Annotated in this window: 23 protein-coding genes; 12 read left to right on the top strand and 11 right to left on the bottom strand. The window is 70.9% G+C overall.

What is annotated here, in order from left to right; genetic code table 11:
• Positions 1–82 precede the first annotated feature (82 nt).
• The 3 genes from ACFC8N_RS44325 to ACFC8N_RS44335 all read right to left on the bottom strand — a co-directional run bounded on the left by ACFC8N_RS44325 (position 83) and on the right by ACFC8N_RS44335 (position 2713).
• Complete coding sequence (locus ACFC8N_RS44325) at positions 83–1282, bottom strand: SPFH domain-containing protein (protein WP_356037783.1); 1200 nt, start codon at positions 1280–1282, stop codon at positions 83–85.
• A gap of 11 nt (positions 1283–1293) precedes the next feature.
• Positions 1294–1545, bottom strand: coding sequence for a hypothetical protein (locus ACFC8N_RS44330; protein WP_356037780.1), 252 nt, complete (start codon positions 1543–1545; stop codon positions 1294–1296).
• Between the two features lie 553 nt (positions 1546–2098).
• Entirely contained in the window at positions 2099–2713 is a 615-nt protein-coding gene (locus tag ACFC8N_RS44335; protein ID WP_356037777.1) for a hypothetical protein, read from the bottom strand.
• Positions 2714–3025: 312 nt separating this feature from the next.
• Here ACFC8N_RS44335 and hemL point away from each other — a divergent pair, with 312 nt between their 5' ends.
• From hemL to ACFC8N_RS44375, 8 genes are all read left to right on the top strand, one after another.
• Entirely contained in the window at positions 3026–4342 is a 1317-nt protein-coding gene (gene hemL, locus ACFC8N_RS44340; RefSeq protein WP_356037789.1) for a glutamate-1-semialdehyde 2,1-aminomutase, read from the top strand.
• A 44-nt stretch (positions 4343–4386) separates the two neighbouring features.
• Positions 4387–5046: a histidine phosphatase family protein gene (locus tag ACFC8N_RS44345; protein ID WP_356037786.1), complete on the top strand. Its 660-nt coding sequence runs from the start codon at positions 4387–4389 to the stop codon at positions 5044–5046.
• 151 nt (positions 5047–5197) lie between these two features.
• Complete coding sequence (locus ACFC8N_RS44350; RefSeq protein ID WP_356037774.1) at positions 5198–6460, top strand: hypothetical protein; 1263 nt, start codon at positions 5198–5200, stop codon at positions 6458–6460.
• A 119-nt stretch (positions 6461–6579) separates the two neighbouring features.
• Positions 6580–7170 (top strand): TlpA disulfide reductase family protein, encoded by a 591-nt coding sequence (locus tag ACFC8N_RS44355; protein WP_356037771.1) that lies wholly within the window; start codon positions 6580–6582, stop codon positions 7168–7170.
• Position 7171: 1 nt separating this feature from the next.
• Positions 7172–7942: a cytochrome c biogenesis protein CcdA gene (locus ACFC8N_RS44360; protein WP_356037768.1), complete on the top strand. Its 771-nt coding sequence runs from the start codon at positions 7172–7174 to the stop codon at positions 7940–7942.
• 3 nt (positions 7943–7945) lie between these two features.
• Complete coding sequence (locus ACFC8N_RS44365) at positions 7946–9646, top strand: cytochrome c biogenesis protein ResB (protein WP_376295369.1); 1701 nt, start codon at positions 7946–7948, stop codon at positions 9644–9646.
• On the top strand, positions 9643–10749 hold the full coding sequence (gene ccsB / locus ACFC8N_RS44370; RefSeq protein WP_356037763.1) for a c-type cytochrome biogenesis protein CcsB: 1107 nt from the start codon (positions 9643–9645) through the stop codon (positions 10747–10749). The genes ACFC8N_RS44365 and ccsB overlap by 4 nt, the downstream gene beginning before the upstream one ends.
• A gap of 25 nt (positions 10750–10774) precedes the next feature.
• A complete protein-coding gene (locus tag ACFC8N_RS44375; protein ID WP_356037760.1) occupies positions 10775–11176 on the top strand; it encodes a hypothetical protein in 402 nt (133 codons plus the stop codon).
• Here ACFC8N_RS44375 and ACFC8N_RS44380 read toward each other — a convergent pair whose 3' ends face one another.
• From ACFC8N_RS44380 to ACFC8N_RS44400, 5 genes are all read right to left on the bottom strand, one after another.
• The gene (locus tag ACFC8N_RS44380) at positions 11177–12736 is read right to left on the bottom strand and encodes an ABC transporter substrate-binding protein (RefSeq protein WP_376295372.1); all 1560 of its coding nucleotides are present in this window, start codon (positions 12734–12736) and stop codon (positions 11177–11179) included.
• Positions 12736–14853 (bottom strand): hypothetical protein, encoded by a 2118-nt coding sequence (locus ACFC8N_RS44385; protein ID WP_362823587.1) that lies wholly within the window; start codon positions 14851–14853, stop codon positions 12736–12738. The genes ACFC8N_RS44380 and ACFC8N_RS44385 overlap by 1 nt, the downstream gene beginning before the upstream one ends.
• Positions 14854–14968: 115 nt before the next feature.
• Positions 14969–16387, bottom strand: a complete 1419-nt coding sequence (locus tag ACFC8N_RS44390; protein ID WP_376295373.1) for a condensation domain-containing protein — start codon at positions 16385–16387, stop codon at positions 14969–14971.
• A gap of 149 nt (positions 16388–16536) precedes the next feature.
• Positions 16537–16986: a nucleoside deaminase gene (locus tag ACFC8N_RS44395; RefSeq protein WP_362823588.1), complete on the bottom strand. Its 450-nt coding sequence runs from the start codon at positions 16984–16986 to the stop codon at positions 16537–16539.
• Between the two features lie 39 nt (positions 16987–17025).
• The gene (locus tag ACFC8N_RS44400) at positions 17026–17628 is read right to left on the bottom strand and encodes a TetR/AcrR family transcriptional regulator (protein ID WP_356037747.1); all 603 of its coding nucleotides are present in this window, start codon (positions 17626–17628) and stop codon (positions 17026–17028) included.
• Positions 17629–17716: 88 nt separating this feature from the next.
• Between ACFC8N_RS44400 and ACFC8N_RS44405 the strand changes: the two genes are divergently transcribed.
• A complete protein-coding gene (locus ACFC8N_RS44405; protein WP_356037744.1) occupies positions 17717–18286 on the top strand; it encodes a hypothetical protein in 570 nt (189 codons plus the stop codon).
• Positions 18287–18328: 42 nt separating this feature from the next.
• Positions 18329–20182 (top strand): protein kinase, encoded by a 1854-nt coding sequence (locus tag ACFC8N_RS44410; protein ID WP_376295374.1) that lies wholly within the window; start codon positions 18329–18331, stop codon positions 20180–20182.
• Positions 20183–20353: 171 nt separating this feature from the next.
• On the opposite strand, the gene ACFC8N_RS44415 is transcribed toward ACFC8N_RS44410, so the two are convergent.
• The 3 genes from ACFC8N_RS44415 to ACFC8N_RS44425 form a co-directional block, all read right to left on the bottom strand.
• Positions 20354–20704: a hypothetical protein gene (locus ACFC8N_RS44415; RefSeq protein WP_356037739.1), complete on the bottom strand. Its 351-nt coding sequence runs from the start codon at positions 20702–20704 to the stop codon at positions 20354–20356.
• Positions 20701–21363: a DUF6232 family protein gene (locus tag ACFC8N_RS44420; RefSeq protein ID WP_356037736.1), complete on the bottom strand. Its 663-nt coding sequence runs from the start codon at positions 21361–21363 to the stop codon at positions 20701–20703. Before ACFC8N_RS44420 ends, ACFC8N_RS44415 begins: the two co-directional genes overlap by 4 nt.
• 96 nt (positions 21364–21459) lie before the next feature.
• Positions 21460–21780: a PLD nuclease N-terminal domain-containing protein gene (locus ACFC8N_RS44425; RefSeq protein WP_356037733.1), complete on the bottom strand. Its 321-nt coding sequence runs from the start codon at positions 21778–21780 to the stop codon at positions 21460–21462.
• Positions 21781–21856: 76 nt separating this feature from the next.
• Between ACFC8N_RS44425 and ACFC8N_RS44430 the strand changes: the two genes are divergently transcribed.
• On the top strand, positions 21857–23308 hold the full coding sequence (locus ACFC8N_RS44430) for a menaquinone biosynthesis decarboxylase (RefSeq protein WP_356037731.1): 1452 nt from the start codon (positions 21857–21859) through the stop codon (positions 23306–23308).
• Positions 23305–24201, top strand: a complete 897-nt coding sequence (gene mqnP, locus ACFC8N_RS44435; protein ID WP_356037728.1) for a menaquinone biosynthesis prenyltransferase MqnP — start codon at positions 23305–23307, stop codon at positions 24199–24201. Before ACFC8N_RS44430 ends, mqnP begins: the two co-directional genes overlap by 4 nt.
• Positions 24202–24256 lie beyond the last annotated feature (55 nt).

Raw genomic sequence — 24256 nt, forward strand, 5'->3', positions numbered from 1 at the left:
CGGCGTCGAGGGCCTCGCGGTGGCGGTGGCGTGTGGCGGTGCCGTCGGGGCCGGGACCCCGGGCCCGACGGCACTTCACGTGCTAGTCGACGGTGACCGGGCCGTCGTCGTCCGAGGAGCGGCCCTTGCCCGCGCGCAGCTGGAGCAGGCCGCTCGGGTTGGTGCCTCCGGCGGCGCCCGCGGTGCCGGTCTTCTCCTTGTCCTGGCCGCCCAGGTTCTGCCGGACCGAGTCGAGGATCGTCAGGCCCTGCGAGACCAGGCCGGCAGCGATCTCGCCGAGGCCGTCGGCGCCGTTGAGGACGTTGACGTTGGCGCCCGCCAGGCCGCCCGCGGCCTCCTTCACGATCTGCGGGAGCTGGTCGATCAGCATCCGGTCCAGCGCGACCCGGTCGTAGGAGGCCGCGGCCTCCGCCTGGATCTTCATGCGCTGGGCCTCGGCGGCGGCGAGGATCCGGACCCGCTCGGCCTCGGCCTGGGCCGGCTTGACGACCTCGGCCACCAGCTGCTGCTGCCGCAACTCGGCCTGCTTCTGGGCCAGTTCGGTCTGTGCCGCGAGCACCTCCTGCTGGGCGTGGGCCTGCGCCAGCGGACCGGCCTGGGAGGCCTGCGCCTGCGCGCGGTCGACCTCGGCCGAGTACTCGGCCTGGACGACGGCGGTCTGCCGGGCGTACTCGGCCTGCTTGCGGGCCGCCGCCTGCTCCGCCTCGACCGAGGCCTGGGTGGCCTGCGCCTGGGCGATCTGGGCCTGGCGCTGGATGGCCGCCTTGTGCGGGGCGGACATCGCGGCGATGTAGCCGGTGTCGCCGTCGTCGATCGACTGGATCTGGAGCGAGTCGACGATCAGGCCGATCTTCGCCATCTCGACCTTCGAGGTGTCCAGCACCTCGGCGGCGAGCTTCTGCCGCTCGGTGACGATCTCCTCGACGGTCATCGAGCCGATGATGGCCCGCAGGTGACCGGCGAAGATCCGGCCGGTCAGCACCGACATCTGCTCCTGGTCGGACAGGAAGCGCTGGCCGGCGTTGATGATGCTCTCCTGGTCGTTGCCGACCTTGAAGGCGATGACCGCGCGCACGTGCAGGGAGATGCCCTGCTTGGTCACACAGGTCTCGGTGACCTCCGCCTCACACATCGACAGCGTGAGGAAGCGGACCTTGCGAAAGACCGGAAGCACGAACTTGCCGTGGCCCGTGACCACGCGGAACGGAGCGCCCCCCAGTCCCCGCCTGCCTCCCGAGATCAGCATCGCCTCGTCGGGAGCGGGAACGCGGTATCCGAACATGCCTGTACTCCTCAGCTTGCGCCGGCGGTGTCTCCGTCGAGCGCGTCCAATGGATCCACCCACTCGATGACACCGACCTCGCGGCATCCGCGTGATTCGATCACGAGGACCGTGGCGCCCGCGGGCAGGGGATTCTCGGACCAGGCGAGAAAGGTCTCGGAGCCGCCTCTGACCCGCACGAGCACCTCGCCGGGACCGGCGGTTCCACGGGTCCCGATGAGCACCTTGCCCATGCAGCCGATCACGGCCTCGTCCTGCGACATCACCGGCCGTCCTCCTCGTCCTGGCCCCAGGATTCCGACGATAACCCCACTACGGCCGGTTCCCAACGGGCAGGAGGGTGTGGCGTACCGGGCGGGCCCGGGGGAGGCGGTACGGCGGCCGGAGCGCATGGGTGGGGGCTGTTCCCGCAGCACAGCCGCCACGGGCAGGTCCTCCCGCTCGTTGCGGCTCGCTGCGACGGCAACGGCGGTCTGGAGCAGGGGAGTTGAGGCGGTTGTCGGCGGCGGACCCCGGGCGGCGGCGAGGACCGGTCCCGTCGGGCCTCGGCTGACGGCGTACGCGTTGTACACCCTCGTGGTCGAGCCGTCGCCGTGGGTGTCGGTGACGGTCGAGCGCAGGCCCCCACCTGCCGCCGGAGAGCTTCACGGCTGCGGCGCGCCGGATCGTGCCGTCGTCCGTCGCCCCTCAGCCGCCCGCCGGAGTCCGAGCCCCACGAGCAGGAGCCGCTCGGCGACGAGCAGTTGAACGAGAAGTCCGCCTGTCCGCTGTCGGCGAGGCCCGAAGACCCTGCCCGACCCGCAAGAAACCCTCAGCTCAGGGCCACACCAGGCAATACGGCTGATGCCCCGCCTCATGCAGCCGGTGCGAGAAGTCCTGCCATTCGTGCAGCAGCTGGTACACGTTGAAGGCGTCCCGTGGGCCGCCGCGGTCCGGGACCGTGGACCAGATGAAGGCGGCCGCGCCGACCGCCTCCTCGCCGATGCCGCGCAGGGGGTCGACGACCGTCATGGGGAGTCTGACGACCGCGTAGTCGGGGTGCAGGACGACCAGTTCGAGGGGCGGCACCTTGTGCAGGGGGACGCCCTCGATGCCGGTCAGCACCATCGCGGCCATCGTCTCCGGCTTGATCTTGGTGAACATGCCGTTCATGCCCAGCTCGTCGCCGCCGAGTTCCTCGGGACGCATCGAGATGGGGACGCGGGCCGCGGTCGCGCCGTCCGGCGCGCCGAAGTATTTGTACGTCACCCCCACCCGACCACCATTCCTGCTCCCCGCTCCGAGGCGGTCGCCCGGTGCGCCGTGCGCCTGATGCGCGTCAGCCCGACGTGCTTCGGTCGTCTCCTCCGCGTCGCGCCGGTGCCTTCCCCGCCGGGCGCGTCGAGGACCCAGGTCATCAGTCCCCTCGCCCAGTCCGCCACCGCGATGCATATCTCCACCCGACTGCTTTTCTAGGACGCGTGGCCCCCGCCGCGCAACCCGATCATCGTGTCAGTGACCTCCCCCACGGCCGCCCGCCGAAACGTGCGGTGAAACACCAGTCCGCAGGATCTTCAACAGCTCCTGACCACTACGTGGACTACTACGTGTCCATGAGCTGTGTGTATCAGATCTCAGTCTCGCAGATGGCGCGGCTTCGATCCGGAGGTCGGCCGCTCGCCGGGCGAACCGCGGCCTACCCTGAGGAGGTCACCCACGTCACCGGAGTCCGAGAAGCCGGAGAAGCCGCACACCATGAGTGCCCTGAGCGAAACGCCCTATCCCTACGACGCGCCCGTCTCCCAGGCGCTCTTCGACCGCGCCTCCGCCGTCACGCCGGGCGGTGTGAACTCCCCGGTGCGCGCCTTCCGCGCCGTCGGCGGTACGCCCCGCTTCATGGTGTCGGGCAAGGGGGCCTACCTGACCGACGCCGACGGGCGCGAGTACGTCGACCTCGTGTGCTCCTGGGGGCCGATGATCCTCGGGCACGCGCACCCCGAGGTCATCGCCGCCGTTCAGGAGGCCGTCGCGCGCGGTACGTCCTTCGGCACGCCCGGTGAGGGCGAGGTCGCGCTCGCCGAGGAGATCGTCGCCCGGGTCGAGCCCGTCGAGCAGGTGCGGCTCGTCAGCAGCGGCACCGAGGCGACCATGAGCGCCATCCGGCTGGCCCGCGGGTTCACCCGGCGGTCCAAGGTGATCAAGTTCGCGGGCTGCTACCACGGCCACGTGGACAGCCTCCTCGCCGCCGCCGGGTCCGGGGTCGCGACCTTCGCGCTGCCCGACACCCCCGGTGTCACCGGTGCCCAGGCCGGCGACACGATCGTGCTGCCGTACAACGATCTGGAGGCCGTGCAGGAGGCCTTCCACCGGCACCCCGGTGAGATCGCCTGTGTGATCACCGAGGCCTCGCCCGGCAACATGGGCGTCGTGCCGCCGGACCCCGGGTTCAACCAGGGGCTCAGGGACGCCTGCCACAAGAACGGCGCCCTCTTCATCTCCGACGAGGTCATGACCGGCTTCCGCACCAGCCGCGCCGGGTGGTACGGGGTCGAGGGGGTCAAGCCCGACCTCATGACCTTCGGGAAGGTCATGGGCGGCGGCTTCCCCGCCGCCGCCTTCGGCGGGCGTGCCGACGTCATGGCGCACCTCGCTCCCGCCGGGCCCGTCTACCAGGCCGGCACGCTGTCCGGGAACCCCGTCGCCACCGCCGCCGGGCTCGCCCAGCTGCGGCTGCTCGACGACGCCGCGTACGAGACGGTCGACGCCGTGTCCGCGCAGATCCAGGGCCTGGTCAGCGAGGCGCTGAGCAAGGAGGGCGTCGCGCACCGGGTGCAGCACGCGTCCAACATGTTCTCCGTCTTCTTCACCGACCGGACGGTGCGGACGTACGAGGACGCCAAGCGCCAGGAGTCGCATCGCTTCACCGCGTTCTTCCACTCCCTCCTCGCGAACGGCGTCTATCTGCCGCCGTCGTCCTTCGAGTCCTGGTTCGTGTCCACGGCCCATGACGAGCGGGCTGTCCAGAAGATCGCCGACGCCCTTCCGGCGGCGGCCCGAGCGGCTGCGGAGGCCACCGCGTGAGCACCCCCTTCAACGGCAGCAAGGACGTCACCGTCGTTCACGTGATGCGGCACGGCGAGGTGGAGAACCCGACCGGGATCCTGTACGGCCGGCTGCCCGGCTACCACCTCTCCGAGCTGGGCCGGCAGATGGCCGACCGGGTCGCCGAGCACCTCGCGCCCCGCGACATCACCTATGTCTGCGCCTCGCCGCTGGAGCGGGCGCAGGAGACGGCCACGCCGATCGCCAAGGTGCAGGGGCTCGACCTGGACACCGACGAGCGGCTCATCGAGGCCGACAACGTCTTCCAGGGCAAGACCTTCGGGGTGGGGGACGGCGCGCTGCAGCGTCCCGAGAACTGGAAGCACCTCGTCAACCCGTTCCGGCCGTCCTGGGGCGAGCCGTACATCGACCAGGTGGTGCGGATGACGGCCGCGCTGAACGCGGCGAAGGACAGGGCGCGCGGTCACGAGGCGGTGCTGGTCAGTCATCAGCTGCCGATCTGGATCGTCCGGTCCTATGTGGAACGGCGCCGGCTGTGGCACGATCCGCGCAAGCGGCAGTGCACCCTCGCCTCCCTGACGTCGTTCACCTACCTCGGCGACAAGATCGTGTCGGTCGGCTACAGCGAGCCCGCCATCGATCTGGTCCCGGCCCATCTGCGGGCCGGAGCCAAACCGCAGAAGGGCAAGAACGCTGCTCAGGGCAAGGCCTTCGGAGCCTGATGGCCATTTCCTGACGGTCCGTTTGACAGTACTTTGATCGTTTTTGTTGCAACTATTGCGAAAAACATAAGAATTATCGGAACCTCCCCGATCGCTGTGCCCTCTCTGTGGGTGACTCACTCCAGCAGGCGCGACGAATCGGGGATTTTCCATGCGCACCGTCTCCCGGCCCCTCTCCCGCCGGGGAATACTCGGCCTCGGCGCAGGCGCTGCGGCCGCCGCCACCCTCGCCGGCTGCGGCACCTCCACGTCTTCGGGCGGCGCTGCGAACGGTTCCGGCGGCGCGAGTGCCCAGGGCGGCGACGGCGCGAACGCCGCGCCCGCGGGCAAGCTCATCGGCGACGGCTCCACCTCCTTCACCGGCAAGCAGCCGCACCAGCCGGACGCCCCCCGGCCGCTGGAGGCGGGCGAGACCCCGCCGCAGTTCGTGGTCTTCTCCTGGGACGGCGCCGGCGAGGTCGGCAACGGCCTCTTCCCGCGCTTCCTTGACCTGGCCAAGGAGCACGGCGCGAGCATGACCTTCTTCCTCTCGGGCCTGTACCTGCTGCCCGAGTCGAAGAAGCGGATGTACAACCCGCCGAACAACAGGATCGGCGCCTCCGACATCGGCTACCTCAACGACGAGCACGTCAAGGCGACGATCACCAACGTCCGCCGGGCCTGGCTCGAAGGCCACGAGATAGGCACCCACTTCAACGGCCACTTCTGCGGCGACGCCCACACGTCCGTCAAGTGGTGGACGCCCGAGCAGTGGCACAGCGAGATCAAGCAGGCCAAGTCCTTCGTGAAGAACTGGAAGACCAACACCGGCTTCACCGACATGCCGGCCCTGCCGTTCGACTACGACAAGGAACTCGTCGGCGGCCGTACGCCCTGCCTGCTCAACCAGGAGAACCTGCTGCCCACCGCCCGCGAACTGGGCTGGCGCTACGACGCCTCCTCGCCCGGCGGTCTGCAGATGTGGCCGGTGAAGAAGCACGGCCTGTGGGACTTCCCGCTCCAGGAGGTCCCGTTCCCCGGCAAGAAGTTCCAGGTCCTCTCGATGGACTACAACATGATGTTCAACCAGTCGCAGAACTCGACCAAGGCGCCGGCCTACAACTACCCGGGCTGGCGCGAGCAGGCGGCCGGGGCGTACATCGCCGGCTTCAAGCGGGCGTACTTCTCGAACCGGGCGCCGTTCTTCATCGGCAACCACTTCGAGCACTGGAACGGCGGCATTTACATGGACGCCGTCGAGAAGGCCTTCAAGCACATCGCGCAGGCGAAGGAGAAGGGCGCCGACGTCCGCCTCGTCTCCTTCCGGCAGTTCGCCGACTGGATCGACGTGCAGAAGCCCGAGGTGCTGGCCAAGCTGCGCACCCTGGCTCCCGGGCAGGCTCCCGCCGGCGGCTGGAAGACGTTCCTCGCCTGACGTCCCGCGCGCGTTCCTCCTTGCCGGAAATGTCCCGTGTAAGTACGCCCTGAAATGCGGTTTTCCGCCCGGCAGGGGGGTGCGCGAAATCCCCGGAACCGCCATGCGAAACTTTTCACATGAGTACCCGTAGCCGTGCCGCCCAGCTCAGCGCCGTAGCCGCTGTCGCGGCCCTGACCCTGTCCGCGTGCGGCAAGGGCGGCACCTCCGGCGGCGGTGGCAACACCAACTTCGTCACCGGCAACAACGGCATCTCCACCGCCCCCCTCGGCAAGCGCGACGCGGCCCCGGACCTGTCCGGCGAGACCATCGACGGCAAGACGCTCGACGTGGCCTCCTTCAAGGGCCAGGTCGTCGTCGTGAACGTCTGGGGCTCGTGGTGCAGCCCGTGCCGGGAAGAGGCGTCGTACTTCGCCAAGGTCTCGAAGACCTACGAGGGCAAGGGCGTGCAGTTCGTCGGGATCAACACCCGGGACACCAGCACCACGCCCGCGGTGAACTTCGAGAAGGAACACGGGATCACCTACCCGAGCCTGTACGACCCGACGGGCAAGCTGATGCTCCGGTTCAAGAAGGGCACCCTCAACCCGCAGCTGATCCCCTCGACGCTCGTCATCGACAAGCACGGCAAGGTCGCCGCGCGGGCCCTGGAGGCGCTCGACGACACCGCCCTGCTGAAGATGCTCAAGCCCGTCCTCGCGGAGAAGTGACGTGAGCGCCCTCGTGACGCTCGCGGCGACGGGCGAGAACCAGACGGTGCTCAACGGCGCCCTGCTCGTCGCCCTGCCGGTGGCCCTGCTCGGCGGGCTCGTCTCCTTCTTCTCGCCCTGCGTGCTGCCGCTGGTGCCCGGCTACCTCTCGTACGTCACGGGCGTCGCCGGCACCGATCTGGCCGAGGCCCGGCGCGGGCGGATGATCGGCGGAGCCGCGCTGTTCGTGCTCGGCTTCAGCGCCGTGTTCGTCTCCGGCGGGGCGTTGTTCGGCTTCTTCGGCTCCACCCTGCGCGAGTACCAGGACACGCTGTCCAAGGTGCTCGGCGTGCTCATGATCGTCATGGGCGTCTTCTTCATGGGGCTGATGCCCTGGCTCACCCAGCGCGAGTTCCGCTTCCACAAGCGGCCCACCGCCGGCCTGATCGGCGCGCCCGTCCTCGGCGCCCTGTTCGGCATCGGCTGGACGCCCTGTATCGGACCGACCCTCGCGTCCGTGAACCTCCTTTCCATGAACCAGTCGAGCGCCGGCCGCGGCGCCGTGCTGATGATCGCCTACTGCGTCGGCCTCGGTGTGCCCTTCGTGCTCGCCGCCCTCGCCTTCCGCAAGGCGCTCGGCGCCTTCGGCTGGGTCAAGCGCCACTATGTGTGGGTGATGCGCATCGGCGGCACGATGATGATCGCGACCGGTGTGCTGCTGCTGACCGGCGCCTGGGACAGTCTGGTGCAGCAGATGCAGACCTGGTCCAACGGCTTCACTGTGGGGATCTGACCGATGAGCGCAACCGACACCGACAAGAGCAGCCGGGACCGGGAGGAGCTGGGCGCGGCCGGCTCCCAGCTGTCCACGGCCCCACAGGAGGAGCTCTCCGCCCCGGTCGGCCTCGGCGTCATCGGCTGGGCCCGCTGGTTCTGGCGGCAGTTGACCTCCATGCGGGTCGCGCTGCTGCTGCTCCTGATGCTCTCGCTCGCCGCGATCCCCGGCTCGCTGATCCCGCAGTCCGGCGCCGACCTCAACAAGGTCGACGACTTCAGCAAGGCCCACAAGACGCTCGCGCCGATCTACGACAAGCTCGGCCTGTTCCACGTCTACAGCTCGGTGTGGTTCTCCGCGATCTACATCCTGCTGTTCGTCTCCCTCATCGGCTGCATCATCCCGCGCGCCTGGCAGTTCGTCGGCCAGCTGCGCGGCCGCCCGCCGGGTGCGCCCAGGCGGCTGAACCGGCTGCCCGCCTACACCACCTGGCGCACCACCGAGGATCCCGAGAAGGTCCGCGAGGCAGCGCTCGCGCTGCTGAAGAAGAAGCGGTTCCGCGCCCATGTCGCCGGTGACGCGGTCGCCGCCGAGAAGGGCTATGTGCGCGAACTGGGCAACCTGGTCTTCCACATCGCCCTGATCGTGCTGCTGATCGCCTTCGCCTGGGGCCAGATGTACAAGTCGGACGGCACCAAGCTGGTCGTCGAGGGGGACGGGTTCTCCAACTCGATCCTCCAGTACGACGACTTCAAGTCCGGCAGCATGTTCCAGAACGACGACCTCGAACCGTTCAGCTTCGACCTGAAGAAGTTCACCGGCACCTACGAGGTCAGCGGCCCCAACCGCGGCACGCCGCGCACTTACCAGGCGAACATCGACTACAGCAAGGGCGCGTACGGCAAGGAGCAGTCGGCCACCATCAAGGTCAACTCCCCGCTGCACATCGGCGACTCCAAGGTCTACCTCGTCAGCCACGGCTACGCGCCCGTCGTCACCGTCCGCGACGGCAAGGGCAAGGTCGTCTACCACGACGCCGTGCCGCTGCTGCCGCTCGACGGCAACGTCACCTCCAACGGCGTGATCAAGGTGATGGACGGCTACAAGAACGGGCAGGGCGTCTCGGAACAGCTCGGCTTCCAGGCCTTCTTCGTGCCGACCTTCGACCCGAAGAGCGGCACGATGCTCTCGGCGTTCCCGGCGCTGGTGAACCCGTTGCTCGCGGTGAACGCCTACCACGGCGACCTCGGCGTGAACTCGGGCATCCCGCAGAGCGTGTACCAGCTCGACAAGACGCACATGAAGGAGTTCAAGGACTCCAAGGGCCAGCTGCTGAAGAAGCTGCTCCAGCCCGGCGACACGATGACACTGCCGAACGGCGCCGGCTCGATCACCTTCGAGAAGGACATCAAGCAGTGGGCCGGCTTCGAGATCGTCCAGGAGCCCGGCAGCGGCTGGGCGCTCGGCGGTGCCTTCGCGGCGATCTTCGGTCTGGCCGCGTCCCTGTTCATCCAGCGGCGCCGGGTGTGGGTGCGCGCGGTGCGCGGCGCCGACGGCGTGACGGTCGTCGAGATGGCCGGGCTCGGCCGCAGCGAGTCCGCCAAGGTGCCCGAGGAACTGGGCGACCTCGCCGGAACCCTCTACGACCAGGCGCCGGGAGCCCCCGACGCCGACGACGACTCCACCGAATCTTCCGTCGTACCCGAAGGGGCTGAGAAGTGACTCTCGCCGCCGCGACCGAGCTGGCCGTCGCCACCAACGAACATCTGGCGAGCATGAGCAACACGCTCATCTACTCGTCCATGGCCGTCTACACCCTGGCCTTCTTCGCGTACATCCTCGAATGGATCTTCGGCAGCCGCAGCAAGGTGGCCCGTACGGCCAGCGCGCTGACCGCCGAGGGCGAGGCGAAGGGGAAGGCGAGCGGACCCGCCGTCACCGTGAAGAAGGCCGGGGGCACCGCCGTGCTGGAGCGGCCGAAGGTCGTCGTGCGCGCGGCGTCCGGCGCCCGGGACGTGCCGGACGGCCCCGGCGCGCACGGCGGTGACGCGCAGGGCGACCTGTTCGGCCGGGTCGCCGTCTCCCTCACGGTGCTCGCGTTCCTGGTGGAGCTGGCCGGCGTCGTCGCCCGCGCGGCCTCCGTGGAGCGTGCCCCGTGGGGCAACATGTACGAGTTCAACATCACCTTCTCCACGGTCGCCGTCGGCGTGTACCTCACACTCCTGGCCCTGAAGAAGAACGTGCGCTGGCTCGGCCTCTTCCTGATCACCACGGTCCTGCTCGACCTCGGCCTCGCGGTCACCGTCCTCTACACGGCGAGCGACCAGCTGGTCCCGGCCCTGCACTCGTACTGGCTGTACATCCACGTCTCCACCGCCATCTTCTGCGGTGCGGTCTTCTACGTGGGCGCGGTCGCCACGATCCTGTACCTGTTCAAGGACTCCTACGAGACCAAGCTCCAGACCGGCGGCAAGCCCGGCGCCTTCGCGACCTCGGTGCTGGAGCGGCTGCCCGCCTCGGCGTCGCTGGACAAGTTCGCCTACCGGATCAACGCGGCCGTCTTCCCGCTGTGGACGTTCACGATCATCGCGGGCGCGATCTGGGCGGGCGACGCCTGGGGCCGCTACTGGAACTGGGACCCGAAGGAGACCTGGTCCTTCATCACCTGGGTCGCCTACGCCTGCTACCTGCACGCGCGCGCGACGGCCGGCTGGAAGGGCCGCAAGGCCGCCTATCTGGCGATGATCGCCTTCGGCTGCTGGCTGTTCAACTACTACGGCGTCAACATCTTCGTCACGGGCAAGCACTCGTACGCGGGCGTGTGACCGCGGGGTCGGTGACACTGGTGTCATGAGCGGTTCCATCGCACAGGGCACCAGTCAGACCCACGGGAACGCGCACATACTCCACTTCCTGGTGCGGCTCCCGAAGCGCATGGAGGACGTCTGGCCGGCGGTGGCCACCCCTGAGGGACTCTCGGGGTGGTGCACCGCCGTCGGCTTTCTCCAGCCCCGGCTGGACGGGGCGGTCAGCCTGCCCGAGCTGGGCTCCGGCCGGGTCACGGCCTGGGACGTGGACCGGGTCGCCGAGTACACCCTGGAGGGCGGCGGCCGGATCCGGTTCCACCTGGAGCGGGACGGGGACACGGCGAGCGTGCTGCGCTTCACCCGGGAGTTCCGGGGCGAAGGGGAGAACGAGGCCGTGTGGCGGACCAGGTTCGAACGACTGATCGAATATCTGGGGCGGGGCTAGCTAGGTCGCCGGCGGCAGGCAGTCCGGGGACGGCGGCTTTCCCTCCGGCCAGGCGACCCGGACGAAGCGTGCGCTGCCCTCGGGGGTCAGCTCCACGATCGGTACGGCCTTGTCGTACGGGTTGCCGTGCACGTCCAGGCAGATCCAGCCGCTCGCCCCGTTCACCCGCAGCGTCCTGCCCTTGACCTGCGGCCACTGGAGGCCCACGTCCGCGAGCGCCGGGACCGCCTTGCCGGGCTGGACCGCCTCGCGGATGCCGTGCACGGCCAGCCGCACGGAGTCGTAGCCGATGATCAGCTGCCCGTCGTCCAGGGCGACCGAGCCGATGGGGCCCACCGGTGACCGCTCGGCGGACGTCAGCAGGGTCTGGAGCGTGGTGAAGTCCGCCTGCGAGCCGCCGGTCGCCGGCGGGCTCTTCACCCAGGCGTCCGGGTGGGCGAGGGAGGTGAAGAGCACCGACAGGTTGTGCCGCAGGGCGTCCCGGTTCAGGTCCTTCTCGTAGGTCAGATAGGACGCCTCGTCACCGGTGAGCACGGTGAACCTCCGGTCCTGGCAGCCGCGGGCGCCGAGCGCGTTGATGAACTGCCGCAGCTGCACGTGCCGGCCCGCGAACAGGATCGTGTCGGTCCCCGGGTCGGTGTCGCACACCAGGTCCGTGATCTGCCGGAAGGTGTTCGCGGTCGTCCCCTCCTGGCTGCGGTCCGCCGGCGGGGTGAACGGCCACGGCTCGTACCGCGAGCCCTTGAGCAGCGCCGCGAACGACTTCTGGAGCGTGGTCGTGTACGGGTCGCCGGGGTTGTCGTACACCAGCAGCGACTTGCCCTGCTTCAGCTGCGCGAACTTGGTCAGCGCGCGGGCCTCGTCGGTGTTGGTCGGCGCCACCCGGGCGAGGCCGGGGTAGGGGTCCTTGCCGCCCTGGCCGTTGGCGAGGTCGTCGGAGGTGATGGAGGAGCCGATCACCGGGATGTGCAGCCTGGTCAGCTCCGCGACGGCCGCCTTGTTGGCGGCGGTGCTCTGCCCGACGCCGGCGACCGCGCGCAGCGTGTCCGTGCCGGTCGTCATCCGCGCCAGCTGGTCCACGGTCCGCTGCCAGTACGTGCCCGTCGCCCCCGGGTTGGCCGGCACCAGCCGGATCTGCGGGGACTGCCCGTTGGAGTCGTGGTTGGCCTGGTACTGCGCCAGATAGGCGCCCTGGAGCTGGTGCTGGATGTCGTTCAGCATCGTCGGGGAGCCGGAGGTGTACGGCAGCATCAGCGCGACCGTCACATAACTCCCGGGCTTCAGGCGGGCGTTCTCCCGCGCGATCGCCTTCGCGGCGTCGGTCAGCCGGTCCTGCCCGAAGTCGTACGGCCCCGGTCCCGTGGCCACGCCCACGCACTCGTCGCTGCCCTGCGGCCGGGACACCCCGGGCGCGCACGAGCGGTCGTCGTGGGCGAGGACGCGGACCGCGAACACCAGGCCGGTCACCAGGGCCGCCGCCAGCAGCAGGGCCAGATAGCGGCGCAGCGGGATCTCCCACACGCCCTCGCGCAACCACGTCCCCACACCCCTGCGCGCCATCACGCCTCCCCCCTGTTCCGGTCGTCCGGGCCGCCGTCCCCGCCGTCCTCGGGATCGTCGGGGTCGTCGGGCCCGGTCATCGGGCGCCCGGCGAGCGCCGCCGCCGGCCAGTCCCGCGAGGCCCGCCACAGCAGCGCACCCGCCGCCGGCCGCAGGTTGGACAGCTGCTCCAGCTCGAACCGGAGCCGGTCGCACACCTGCGGGTCCGGCAGCACCAGCGGGTCCGCCAGCTGCCACACGGCGTGCAGCAACCGCCGTATCCGTAAGTGCAGTACGGCGTCCGCGCCCTCGGGTACGGCCTGGTCGGCGTCCGTGCGGCCGAGTGCCACCGCGGTCCGCCCGTCGCCGCGCCCGGTGAAGTCACGGCCCTCGGCGTCGTGCGCGTGGAAGTACGGGGCCGAGGCCGCGAAGCGCAGCGTGCGCAGCCAGCCGCGCACGTCCGCCGTGGCGAAGGTGTCGCGCAGCTCGCGGACCGCGGACTCCGTGACGCCGAGGGCGAGTTCGTGGTGCAGCCGGTAGCGGGCGTGCTCGGGTGCGGTGTAGTGGGCGACGAGCGTCTCGTGCGCGGTGCGCCACGACCGGTGGTCGCTGTCCAGCAGGTGCAGCCGGAGCAGCAGCAGTGTGCGCACGAACCGGTCCCCGACGAACCGTCCCGGCACGACCGGCAGTCCCTCCGCGGCCAGCAGGGTCCGCAACTCCCGTACGTCCGCCGGGCCGAAGGTGTCCGGCAGCAGCGCCGAGGCCAGCGCGCCGGCCGAGCCGTGGCCGTGGGCCGCGGCCAGCACGGTCAGCTCCGCCAGGTGCTCGGGCGGCACCAGCCGGTCCAGCAGCGCCTCGTAGGCGGGGACGCCGGGCTGGTCCTCGGCGAGCCGCACCGGCGCGGTGAGCAGCTCGCCCAGCGAGGACGCCCCGGGCAGGTTCTGCGCGGCCGACTCGGCGAGCAGCACGATGCCCTGCGGGTTGCCGCCGGTCAGCCGGTGCACGGCGTGCGGAAGATGGGGCGGCACCGGCAGGTCGCCGCAGACCGAGCCGACCAGGTGCAGGGTGTCGTCGGCGCTCAGCGGCGGCAGCGCCACCAGCAGCGCCCGCGAGGAGGGCGTCGCGTCCGGCGCCCAGTCCGTGCGCCGGGCCACCTCCGCCAGCTCCCGCCGGGCCGCGCTGCGCAGTTCCGCCCGGCCCTCGCCGCGGCGGGCCGCGACGAACGCCACCTGGTCGCGGACGCCCTCGGCCCGGTCCCGCAGCACGGCGGCCAGCAGCCCCGGACCGGGCGCCGCCTGCGCGTTGTCCAGCAGCACCAGCGGCCGGCCGAGGCGCTGCATCCTCGGCAGCACCCCGCTGTACGCCTCGGTCAGGTCGGCCAGCAGGGCCCGTACCAGATACCGCTCGGCGTGCTCGCGCGCCGGGCCGTCCTCGCGGAAGTGCCGGGAGAGCAGGATCAGCCCGCGCTGCGCGTGGCCGCCCGCGTTCGGGTACGTCCGGTACCACTCGGACGCCTTCTGGTGGCGCCGGCCGGCGAACCCCTCGGCGATCGCCTCCAGGGTCGCCTCGATGGCGCCCGAGACCAGCGGGCCGGTGCCGGTGGCCGCGGCGACCACCTTGGCCGCCACCTTTCCGGCCCAGCGCCCGGCGAAGCCGCCGAAGCGCGAGCCGCCCTCGTTCAGCAGCAGGATCCGCTCCACCTCCCGGCGGATCCGCTCCGAGTCGGCGTCGCCCCAGCCGCCGGCCGCCACCGCGACCAGGCCCGTCATCAGCCGCGGGAAGGTGATCCGGCGGGCGCCGGTCACCGGCTCCGCGAGCTGCTCGGCGATCACCAGCAGGGCCTGCGCGAGCGGCGACCAGGAGTCGGCGGGCCGGTCCACCGGCGGCCGGGCGAACTGCTCCTCCGCGCAGTCGGCCAGCGCGACCGGTGTGTGCCCCTGATAGGCGTCCCGCAGCTCGGCGAGGACCGCGCTCTTGCCGAGGCCCCGGGTGCCGGTCAGCACGACGAAGGGCGGCTCGTCCGGGTGCTCCAGGGGCGTGGCGCGGTGATGATGGGGGCGCAGGCCGATCAGCCGTGGTGCGAGACCGGCCGGTTCGGCGTCGAACAGCGCCCCGCGTCCGTGCAACCGTCTGCCCACCGATCGCCCCCCTCAACGATCGCCCCCTCAACAGCAGTGTAAGAAGGGGAAGTTGCTCCGGACCAGAGTCAGTGGTGTCCGTTGGGTTACGAAAAACGGCGATGTCTGTTCCGGGTCAGGAAACCGCCGCGGTGAGGCTCCCGTGCGCGACGGAGGCGATGTGATCGCGCAGCCGCTCCGCGTACAGCCGCAGGTTCTTCGCCGCCACGTCCGTGTCCGGGTACCGGCTGGCCAGCCACAGCCCCTCGTGCAGCCGGTTCACCCACACGCACACCTGGTCGCCGTACGACACCCGGATCAGCCCGTGCGCCCGCTGCTCGGCCCAGTGCTCGGCGCCCGGGATGGTGCGGGCGTCGCAGTAGGAGACGATCGAGTACAGGTCCGGCGAGGTCGGCCGGAAGTCCGCGCCGAGCAGGCTCAGCACCCGGGCCAGCGGCATCCGGGACAGCGGCCGGCTGGCGCGCAGCTCGTCGCGCACGGACCGCAGGGTGTCCCGGAACTCCGTCGCACGGCCGACCGGGACCTCGATCGGGGCGCCGCCGACGTACCAGCCCACCGAGTCGCTCCACCGCGACTTCACCCGGGTGTGGAACGGCACGACCGTCCGGTACACGGGCGCTCCGCCCAGCTCGTGCACGATCAGCCCGGTCGCGGCCAGCAGCCCGACCTGGCTGCCGCCGTAGGGCCGGCAGTACGCCTCGAACGCCGCCGCCTCGGCCGCGTCCGCCAGCGGCTCGCACAGCATCCGCTGGCGCGGCAGCGGGCCGCCCGGCTCCAGGCCCAGATCGACGGGGAAGCCGGGCAGCGTTCCGTCGCAGCGCCGGATGAACGCGCGCCAGCGGTCGACGATCGCGTGCCGGGCGTCGATGCCGTCCGCGTCCGCCCGCTCGATCTGGCAGAAGTCGACGTAACTGGCGACCGGGGCGCCGGAGTCGGGCGTGGCGCCGGTCAGCCCCGCCGTGTACAGCTCGTGCACCTCGGCGGGGATGCGCTGCAGGGAGTAGGCGTCGACGTTGCTGTGGTCGAAGGCCATGTACACGCTGACACCGTCGGGCCGTACGACCGCCGTGTAGATGAGGTTGGGCCAGTGCAGCGCGTCCGCGACGGAGTCGAAGCGGCCCTGGAGATGGCGCACGAGCCGCTCGGAGTCCGGGAAGTCCCCGGCGTCCTCCCGGTGCAGCGACACGTCGGCGGCGTCGAGCGTGAACCGGCGCAGCTCGTCACCGGCGTCTCCGGCCCAGCGGAAGCCGCTGCGCAGCGTCTCGTGCCGTACCGTCCAGGCCCGCAGCGCCTCCTGGAGCACATCGAGGTCGACCGCGCCCGGGATGTCGAAGGCGGTGCCCAGCCAGGTCGGCACGAACAGCCCGTCCTCCCGGACGCACTTGGCGGTCCGGATGTGCGACTCCTGGATGTAGGCGGGGGGCCTCGTGTCCTCCGGGACCGCCGTCGCCGCCGCGACCGTCGCCGGGCTCAGCGTCCACTCGACGAGCCGTCCCGGCCGGACCTCGCAGCGCTGGATGTCAGTGATTCGCACGCGTCTCCCATCGCAGAAGGGGCCCCTGGTTGCGGGCCCCCTTCCAGGCAATGCCGAGGGGAGGCACGGGGACATGCGCGGCCGGTTCATTTCAGCGGATCGGGTGGTGGGACGAACGCCGGGTTGATTAACCGAGGGTGACCGAGGCGTCAGTCACCGATGTCCTCGTGCCACAGGTCCGGGTTGTCCCTGACGAAGGCGCGCATCAGCGCGACGCACTCCGGGTCCTCCAGCAGCAGGACCTCCACACCGTGCGCGGCGAGCCAGTCGTGGCCGCCGCGGAAGGTGGTGGCCTCGCCGATCACCACCCGGGAGATGCCGAACTGGCGGACCAGGCCGGAGCAGTACCAGCAGGGGGAGAGGGTGGTGACCATGGTCGTGCCGCGGTACGTGCGCTGCCGTCCCGCCGCCCGGAAGGCCGCCGTCTCGGCGTGCGTCGAGGGGTCGTCGTCCTGGACGCGGCGGTTGTGGCCACGGCCGAGCAGGGTGCCGTCGGGCCCGTAGAGGGCCGCCCCGACGGGGATCCCGCCCTCGGCGAGCCCGGCGCGGGCCTCGGCGAGGGCGGTGGCGAGCCAGGCGCGGGCCTGTTCCTGTTCCATACGGTCACTGTTCCCCGCCGAAGGCGCCGCAGCCGGCGCTCACGCCGGCTGCGCGCCGACCGACCGCCAGATCCGGTCCGGCAGGACCAGCGCGGCCTCGTCCAGGTCCACGTCCCCGGTGCCGGACAGCCAGCGGCGGGCGACCGCGGTCACGGGCCCGAGGACCAGCGACTCGATCAGCGGCCCGGACAGCGGAGCGATCTCGCCGGCGTCCACGTACCGCTGCGCCCACTGGGCCAGCGGCGACAGGCGGGCCTCCTGCGCGTCCCGCAGCCGCTGCCCGTCGGCCATGCCCTGACGGTCGGCGTAGGCCGAGTGCAGGAGCCGGGCGGCGGCCGGGTGCTCCTGGACGAAGTCGAAGTAGGCGCCGACCAGGGCCCGGATGCCCGTGTGGGCGGTACGGGTCCCCTCCAGGGCCTTGACCAGCTCGCCCAGCAGCCGCTCCAGCCAGCGCATGACCAGGGCGTTCAACAGCCCGTCGAGGCTGCCGAAGTGGTGGTAGAGGCTGCCGAGGCTCACCCCGCTCGCCTTCGTGACGGCACCCACGGTCAGCCCTTGGTCGCCCGTCTGCGCGTACACGCGCAGGGCGGCGTCCAGGACGGTCTCCACGGTCGCTTCACCGCGTTGTTGTTTCCGGCTCATACTGGAATAGTTTTCTAGAAAGAAATTTTAGAACAGTGCTCTGCTGCACCACACTCGTGTTGCCCATCCTCACACCCGGGAGCCGCCCATGTCGTCACCCCAGTCACCCCAGCCGTCTCAGTCGCCCCAGTCGTCCCAGCAGCCGAAGCAGGGCGTCGCCTGTCTGGGCGTGCTCGGGGTCGTCGCCCTCGTCGTGATCCTGCTGGTGGTGATCAATCACAGCGGTGGCGGGGGCGGCTCGTCCGACGACGCCGGTTCGTCGCCGTCGCCGTACACGCCGACGAGCGCGCCGTACACGCCGAGCGGCGATCCCTACACCGGCGACCCGTACACGCCGAGCAGCGACCCCTACGCCAGCGGCGACCCGTACAGCAGCCCGAGCCCCGAGCCCAGCCCGTACACCTCGGGCACCTGCCTCAACGGCACCCTGCCGGACTCCACCACCGCGCAGTCCGTCAGCGGCGTGGAGGAGGTCTCGTGCTCCGCGTCCGACGCGCACTACCAGGTCATCGAGACCATCCCGCTGACCACGGACCTGAGCCGCTGCAACGACAACTCCCGGACGCAGTACGCCTTCTCGTACCGCTACACGTGGAACGGCGCGACGATCAACTCCTACGTCTACTGCCTGGTGGGCCTCGGGTCGTACGCGCGCTGACGGTAGGTTGCCGGAAGTCGACTGATCCACAGGGGGAAAGAGTTGAACGGGGAACAGGTCGGAGTCGAGCCGCTGGAGGACGCGGATCCACGGCGGATCGGGTCGATCCCGCTGGTCGGACGCCTCGGGGCCGGTGGCATGGGGCGGGTCTACCTCGGTGTGCACGACGGGAAGTACGCAGCCGTCAAACAGGTCCTGCCGTCGGTCGTCGGCGAGGACAAGGACTTCGTCCGGCGCTTCGGACACGAGCTGGACAACCTCTCCCGGCTGCCCGAAGGTGCCGCCACACCGCTGCTCGCCGGGGACCGGGACGCGATGCCGCCGTGGTTCGCCACCGCGTACGTGCCCGGGCTGACCCTGCGCGAGGCGGTCGACGCGCACGGCGGCCCGCTGCCGGCCGCGTCGCTGTGGCTGCTGCTGCACCGCGCGGCGGCCGGACTCTCGGCGGTGCACGCGCTGGACATGGTGCACCGGGACGTCAAGCCGTCCAACGTGATGCTGACCCTCGACGGCGTCACCCTCATCGACTTCGGCGTCGCCCGCGCCGCCGAGCAGAGCCAGCTGACCCGGACCGGCATGGTGGTCGGCACCCCCGCCTACATGTCGCCCGAACAGGCCTCCGGAGCCAGGCGGTTGACCGGCGCCGTGGACGTCTTCGCCCTCGGCTCGGTGGTGGCGTACGCGGGGTCCGGGCGCCCGCCGTTCGGCGACGAGTCCGGACACGCGGTGCTGTACCGGATCGTGCACGAGAGGCCCGACCTGGACGAACTGCGGGCCCTGGACCCGGAGTTGGCGTCGGTCGTCGCGTCCTGCCTGGACAAGGACCCCGAGGGCCGGCCCAGCGCGGCCGAACTCCTCGACCTGACCGCCGCCCACGTCCCCGCCGGCACCCCGCTGTGGCCGGCCGCCGTCACCGAACACCTGGAGAGGCGGGCCGAGTTCGCGGCGGACGTACCGGCGGCGGGGGACGTGGCCGAGGCGGCGGACGCACCCGAGCCGACCGTGGCCGGGAAGGAGCCCGAGGTCGTCATACGGCCGGACGCGCCGCGGCGGCCGGAGCGGCCGGAGCGGGAGCGGCGGCGCAGGCGGGTCGTCCTGGCCGTCGTGCCGGTCGTCGTCTGCGCCGGTGCGGCGACCCTGGCCTTCCAGCTGGTTCCGTTCGCCACGGACGCGCAGGGGAAGGGCGCCGCGGGAAGGTCCGGCGCCTCCGTCTCCGCGTCGGCCGATCCCGGCCCCGGCGGCTCCTCGGCGAGCTCCTCCGGATCGTCCACGCCGTCAGGGAAGGGCTCGTCCTCGGCCTCGTCCTCGGCCTCGTCCTCCCCGACGAACGGGGAGAAGAAGGGCGGCGCGGGCGGCGGCGGTGACGCGAAGAAGGACCAGGGCGGTCACCAGGGGGCGGACGGTTCGGCCGGAGGATCCGGAGCCGGGAGCGGCGGGAGCGGCGGGAGCGGGAGTGGCGGAGGCACCTCCGGTTCCGGCAGCGGCAGTTCGGGCGGCTCGGGCGGCTCGTCCGGCGGGAGCGGCAGTGGCGGCTCGGGGTCCTTCCGCCTGCAGAACGGCGAGAACGACAAGTGCCTGATCCAGGTCTACGGCTCCACGGGCCTCGGTTCCTGCTCGGACTCGACCGCCCGCTGGACCTTCCGCAGCGCCTCCGGCGGCAGCGTCAAGGTCGTCAACGCCTCGACCGGCGCCTGCCTGAGCTCCAACGGCAACGGTCAGGCCGTCTTCGTCGGCGACTGCTCGCAGGGCGGCGCCAATCTGCGGTGGACGACGGGCTCGGGCAACTCCCTGCGCACCGTCTACGACGGCGGCTGCCTCGACCTCGCCTTCGGTGGCGGCGTGGCCGAGGCGACCTGCCAGTCGGGCACGTCCTCGCAGAACTGGGCGAGGACGTGAGCCCGTCTCCGTAGCGGGGGCCAAGCGGGGCCGGCGAGGTCCGCTGCGGTTCGACCGCGCCCCGGAGGGGCGCGGGGCTCCGTCAATATGCGGCTCCGCCGCGTGGGCGCGACCAGCCACGACGGCGCCGCAGACGAACGACGGCCCATCGCGGTACTTCCAGCGGAGCGCTCAGCCGCTGATCATGCCGATGATCGCGCGCACCGCCTCGGCGACCGGCTGGCCGACCGCGCCGACGGTGCTCGCGATCCCGGCGATCGCCATCAGCGCGCCGCGCCGCTGCTGCGCGGGCACGTCGGCGTCGGGGCTGAGGGCGGGCAATGAGTCGTCCAGCAGCTGGGCGTCGGGCGCCGCCACCCGGGTGCGCAACTCGCCGACCAGCCGGTTCAGTTCGGCGAGGGCCGCGGCCAGCGCCGGGTCCTGCTGCCCGGCGCCGGCGGCCGCGTAGTTCTTGACGATGCCCGTGTTGCCCTGGCCGCCGTGCATGTTCACGTTGTCGCCGTAGTAGTAGTTGCTCGTCATCCGCTGATCCCCACGTTTCCGCTGCCGCCGTACATGTTGACGTTGTCGCCGAAGTAGTAGTTCTTCGGCGAGAAGTGCAGGCTCTCCACCGTCACCTTGAACTCGGTGTCCGGATGGTCGATGGCGTACGAGATCTGACCGACGACCTGGTCCAGGTACTGCGGGGTCCGGCTGGTCACGAGCGCGGTGGACGCGCCCGAGGTCTCCACCGCGAGGACGTGGTGGTCGGCGGCCAGCAGGACCGAGAACAGTTCGGTGATGAAGTAGATCTCGGCGGCGAAGGCCGCGATCCATATGAACGTGACGTAGCCGTTCGCGCCGGAGCTGTCCCCGCCGCCGGCTCCCGCGAACAGTCCGGGCAGCATTGCGAGGAACCCGACGATCAGCATGATGCCCGTGTTCCGCAGGAAGCGCAGTACCGCCTCCTTGCGCTTGGGGCGCATGACGAAGGTGTAGACGCGGGCGATGTTGTGCAGCGGGTACACCGCCGCGCCGATCCACAGGATCCGCTTGCTGACCCGCAGCTCGACGCTGACGGCGGCCGGCTGTGCGGGCGGTGCGGCCACGTCCGGCATGTACGGCGCAGCGGCGGGCGGAGCGGACGGGGCGGGTGGTGGTGGAGTGGTGGGCGCGGGCGGTGGATCCTGAGCCGGTTGCATGTCTGTGTGTCCCCCAGAGGCCGAGCGAATCGCCGATATCTCAGTAACGACCATTAACCACAGGTCAGTTGGGGGAGGGCAAGTCGTTTGGGGCGGTCACTCGCCGCCGGGGCCCTCCTTCTTCCCGAGAGACCTGAGGAACTCGGGGTTGTCGTCGGGGGCGACCCAGCGTGCGGCCGTGCCGCGATGCCCCGCGGCGGCGGAGGGGGCGGCGGCCGCACCGACCGCCGTCCGCCGCACCCGGCCGGTGATCAGCCAGGCGACCGGGCCCACCAGCACCTCGCCGAAGAGCAGGATGATGATCACCCACACCACCTTCGGCAGATGCCGCACCTCTTCCTCGGGCGTGTTCAGACAGTCCACGAAGGCGTAGATCCACAGAGCCAGGACCAGCAGGAACGGCAGATACCTGAGCATGGTGTGCGATCCCCCGACGAGTGCGATACGGCCCCGGTGACCGGGCCAGAGTAGCGGGTGGCCGATACTGGGACGCATGGCTTACGACGATCTTCGCTCCCTGCTGCGCGCGCTGGAGCGCGAGGGGGACCTCAAGCGCATCAAGGCCGAGGTCGACCCGTACCTGGAAGTCGGGGAGATCGTCGACCGGGTGCAGAAGTCCGGTGGCCCGGCGCTGCTCTTCGAGAACGTGAAGGGCTCGGCGATGCCCCTCGCGATGAACGTCTTCGGCACCGACCGCCGCCTGCTGAAGGCGCTGGGCCTGAAGTCGTACGGCGAGATCTCCGAGCGGATCGGGGGCCTGCTGCGCCCCGAGCTGCCGCACGGCTTCGTCGGCGTGCGCGAGGCCTTCGGCAAGCTCGGCGCGATGGCCCACGTACCGCCGAAGAAGATCAAGGAAGCCCCGGTGCAGGAGGTCGTGCTGCACGGCGACGAGGTCGACCTCGACCGGCTCCCGGCGCTGTTCACCTGGCCCGACGACGGCGGCTCCTTCTTCAACCTGGGGCTGACCCACACCAAGGACCCCGAGACGGGCGTCCGGAACCTGGGCCTGTACCGCCTCCAGCGCCACGACAAGCGCACGATCGGCATGCACTGGCAGATCCACAAGGACAGCCGGAACCACTACCAGGTCGCGGCGCGAAAGGGCGAGCGGCTGCCGGTCGCCATCGCCTTCGGCTGCCCGCCCGCCGTGACGTACGCCTCCACCGCCCCGCTCCCCGGTGACATCGACGAGTACCTGTTCGCCGGGTTCATCGCGGGCCGGCGGATCGAGATGGTGGACTGCAAGACGGTCCCGCTGCAGGTGCCCGCGAACGCCGAGGTCGTGCTGGAGGGCTGGCTGGAGCCCGGCGAGATGCTGCCCGAGGGGCCCTTCGGCGACCACACCGGCTTCTACACGCCGCAGGAGCCGTTCCCGGCGCTGACGATCGACTGCGTGACGATGCGCAGGCGCCCGCTGCTCCAGTCGATCGTGGTCGGCCGCCCGCCCACGGAGGACGGTCCGCTCGGCCGCGCCACGGAGCGCTTCTTCCTCCCGCTCCTCAAGATCATCGTCCCGGACATCGTGGACTACCACCTGCCCGAGGCGGGCGGCTTCCACAACTGCGCGATCGTCTCGATCGACAAGAAGTACCCGAAGCACGCGCAGAAGGTGATGCACGCGATCTGGGGGGCGCACATGATGTCCCTGACCAAGCTGATCGTGGTCGTGGACGCCGACTGCGACGTCCACGATCTGCACGAGGTCGCCTGGCGGGCCCTCGGCAACACGGACTACGCCCGCGACCTCACGGTCGTGGAAGGCCCTGTCGATCACCTCGACCACGCCTCCTACCAGCAGTTCTGGGGCGGCAAGGCGGGGATCGACGCCACGAAGAAGTGGCCCGAGGAGGGCTACACCCGGGACGGCGGCTGGCCGGACATGGTCCTGTCGGACCCGGACACGGCGGCGAAGGTCGACCGCCGCTGGAAGGAGTACGGCCTGTGACCACCGCCGCCATCCAGCCGCCGGGACGCACGAAGGCCTTCCTGCGCCTGGTGATGATCGAGCACTCGGTCTTCGCGCTGCCCTTCGCCTACATCGCCTCGCTGACCGCGATGTACGGATGGGACAGGAACATCCACTGGGGCCGGCTGCTGCTGGTCACGATCTGCATGGTCGGCCTGCGCACGTTCGCGATGGCGGTCAACCGGATCATCGACCGCGAGATCGACGCCCGTAACCCGCGCACCGCCCACCGCGAACTCGTGACGGGCGCGATGTCGGTGCGGCACGCCTGGACGGGCGCCCTGATCGCGCTGGTGGTCTTCCTCGGCGCGGCGGCCCTGCTGAACCCCCTGTGCCTGGCCCTGGCGCCGGTGGCCGTCATCCCGATGGTGGTCTACCCGTACGGCAAACGGTTCACGAACTTCCCGCAGGCGATCCTGGGCCTCGCCCAGGCGATGGGCCCGGTCGGCGGCTGGCTCGCGATCTCCGGCTCCTGGTCCTGGGAGGCGGTGATCCTCGGCCTCGCCGTGGGCATCTGGATCGGCGGGTTCGACCTGATCTACGCCTGCCAGGACGTCGAGACCGACCGCGAGATCGGCGTCATGTCGGTCCCGGCCCGCTTCGGCATCCCGGCCGCGATCTGGGGCGCGCGGGTGTGCCACACACTGACGACGGCCCTGTTCGTCTGGTACGGCCTGGCCACCCACGCCGGTGCCTTCTTCTGGCTCGGCCTGCTGATCGTCGCCAGTGCCTTCGTCTACGAACACCGCATCGTCCGCCCCCACGACCTGTCCCGCCTCAACAGGGCCTTCTTCTCGGTCAACGGCTTCATCGGCATTGCCCTGTTCGTGTGCGCTCTGCTCGACCTCCTGGTTCGGGGGCTGAGCGCCTGAGGCGCGGCGCGCCACCCGGCCTGAGCTGTTCCCGACCCACCGGTACGCTCAAGGT

The sequence above is a fragment of the Streptomyces sp. NPDC055966 genome (assembly GCF_042269865.1).
Lineage (GTDB): Bacteria > Actinomycetota > Actinomycetes > Streptomycetales > Streptomycetaceae > Streptomyces.

What these genes read in the sequence shown, in the direction of transcription:
- ACFC8N_RS44325 (WP_356037783.1), bottom strand. Translation starts at nt 1,282, where the DNA reads ATGTTCGGATACCGCGTTCCCGCTCCCGACGAGGCGATGCTGATCTCG.
- ACFC8N_RS44330 (WP_356037780.1), bottom strand. Translation starts at nt 1,545, where the DNA reads ATGTCGCAGGACGAGGCCGTGATCGGCTGCATGGGCAAGGTGCTCATC.
- ACFC8N_RS44335 (WP_356037777.1), bottom strand. Translation starts at nt 2,713, where the DNA reads ATGCATCGCGGTGGCGGACTGGGCGAGGGGACTGATGACCTGGGTCCT.
- ACFC8N_RS44345 (WP_356037786.1), top strand. Translation starts at nt 4,387, where the DNA reads ATGCGGCACGGCGAGGTGGAGAACCCGACCGGGATCCTGTACGGCCGG.
- ACFC8N_RS44350 (WP_356037774.1), top strand. Translation starts at nt 5,198, where the DNA reads ATGCGCACCGTCTCCCGGCCCCTCTCCCGCCGGGGAATACTCGGCCTC.
- ACFC8N_RS44355 (WP_356037771.1), top strand. Translation starts at nt 6,580, where the DNA reads ATGAGTACCCGTAGCCGTGCCGCCCAGCTCAGCGCCGTAGCCGCTGTC.
- ACFC8N_RS44365 (WP_376295369.1), top strand. Translation starts at nt 7,946, where the DNA reads ATGAGCGCAACCGACACCGACAAGAGCAGCCGGGACCGGGAGGAGCTG.
- ACFC8N_RS44375 (WP_356037760.1), top strand. Translation starts at nt 10,775, where the DNA reads ATGAGCGGTTCCATCGCACAGGGCACCAGTCAGACCCACGGGAACGCG.
- ACFC8N_RS44380 (WP_376295372.1), bottom strand. Translation starts at nt 12,736, where the DNA reads ATGGCGCGCAGGGGTGTGGGGACGTGGTTGCGCGAGGGCGTGTGGGAG.
- ACFC8N_RS44395 (WP_362823588.1), bottom strand. Translation starts at nt 16,986, where the DNA reads ATGGAACAGGAACAGGCCCGCGCCTGGCTCGCCACCGCCCTCGCCGAG.
- ACFC8N_RS44400 (WP_356037747.1), bottom strand. Translation starts at nt 17,628, where the DNA reads ATGAGCCGGAAACAACAACGCGGTGAAGCGACCGTGGAGACCGTCCTG.
- ACFC8N_RS44405 (WP_356037744.1), top strand. Translation starts at nt 17,717, where the DNA reads ATGTCGTCACCCCAGTCACCCCAGCCGTCTCAGTCGCCCCAGTCGTCC.
- ACFC8N_RS44415 (WP_356037739.1), bottom strand. Translation starts at nt 20,704, where the DNA reads ATGACGAGCAACTACTACTACGGCGACAACGTGAACATGCACGGCGGC.
- ACFC8N_RS44420 (WP_356037736.1), bottom strand. Translation starts at nt 21,363, where the DNA reads ATGCAACCGGCTCAGGATCCACCGCCCGCGCCCACCACTCCACCACCA.
- ACFC8N_RS44425 (WP_356037733.1), bottom strand. Translation starts at nt 21,780, where the DNA reads ATGCTCAGGTATCTGCCGTTCCTGCTGGTCCTGGCTCTGTGGATCTAC.
- ACFC8N_RS44430 (WP_356037731.1), top strand. Translation starts at nt 21,857, where the DNA reads ATGGCTTACGACGATCTTCGCTCCCTGCTGCGCGCGCTGGAGCGCGAG.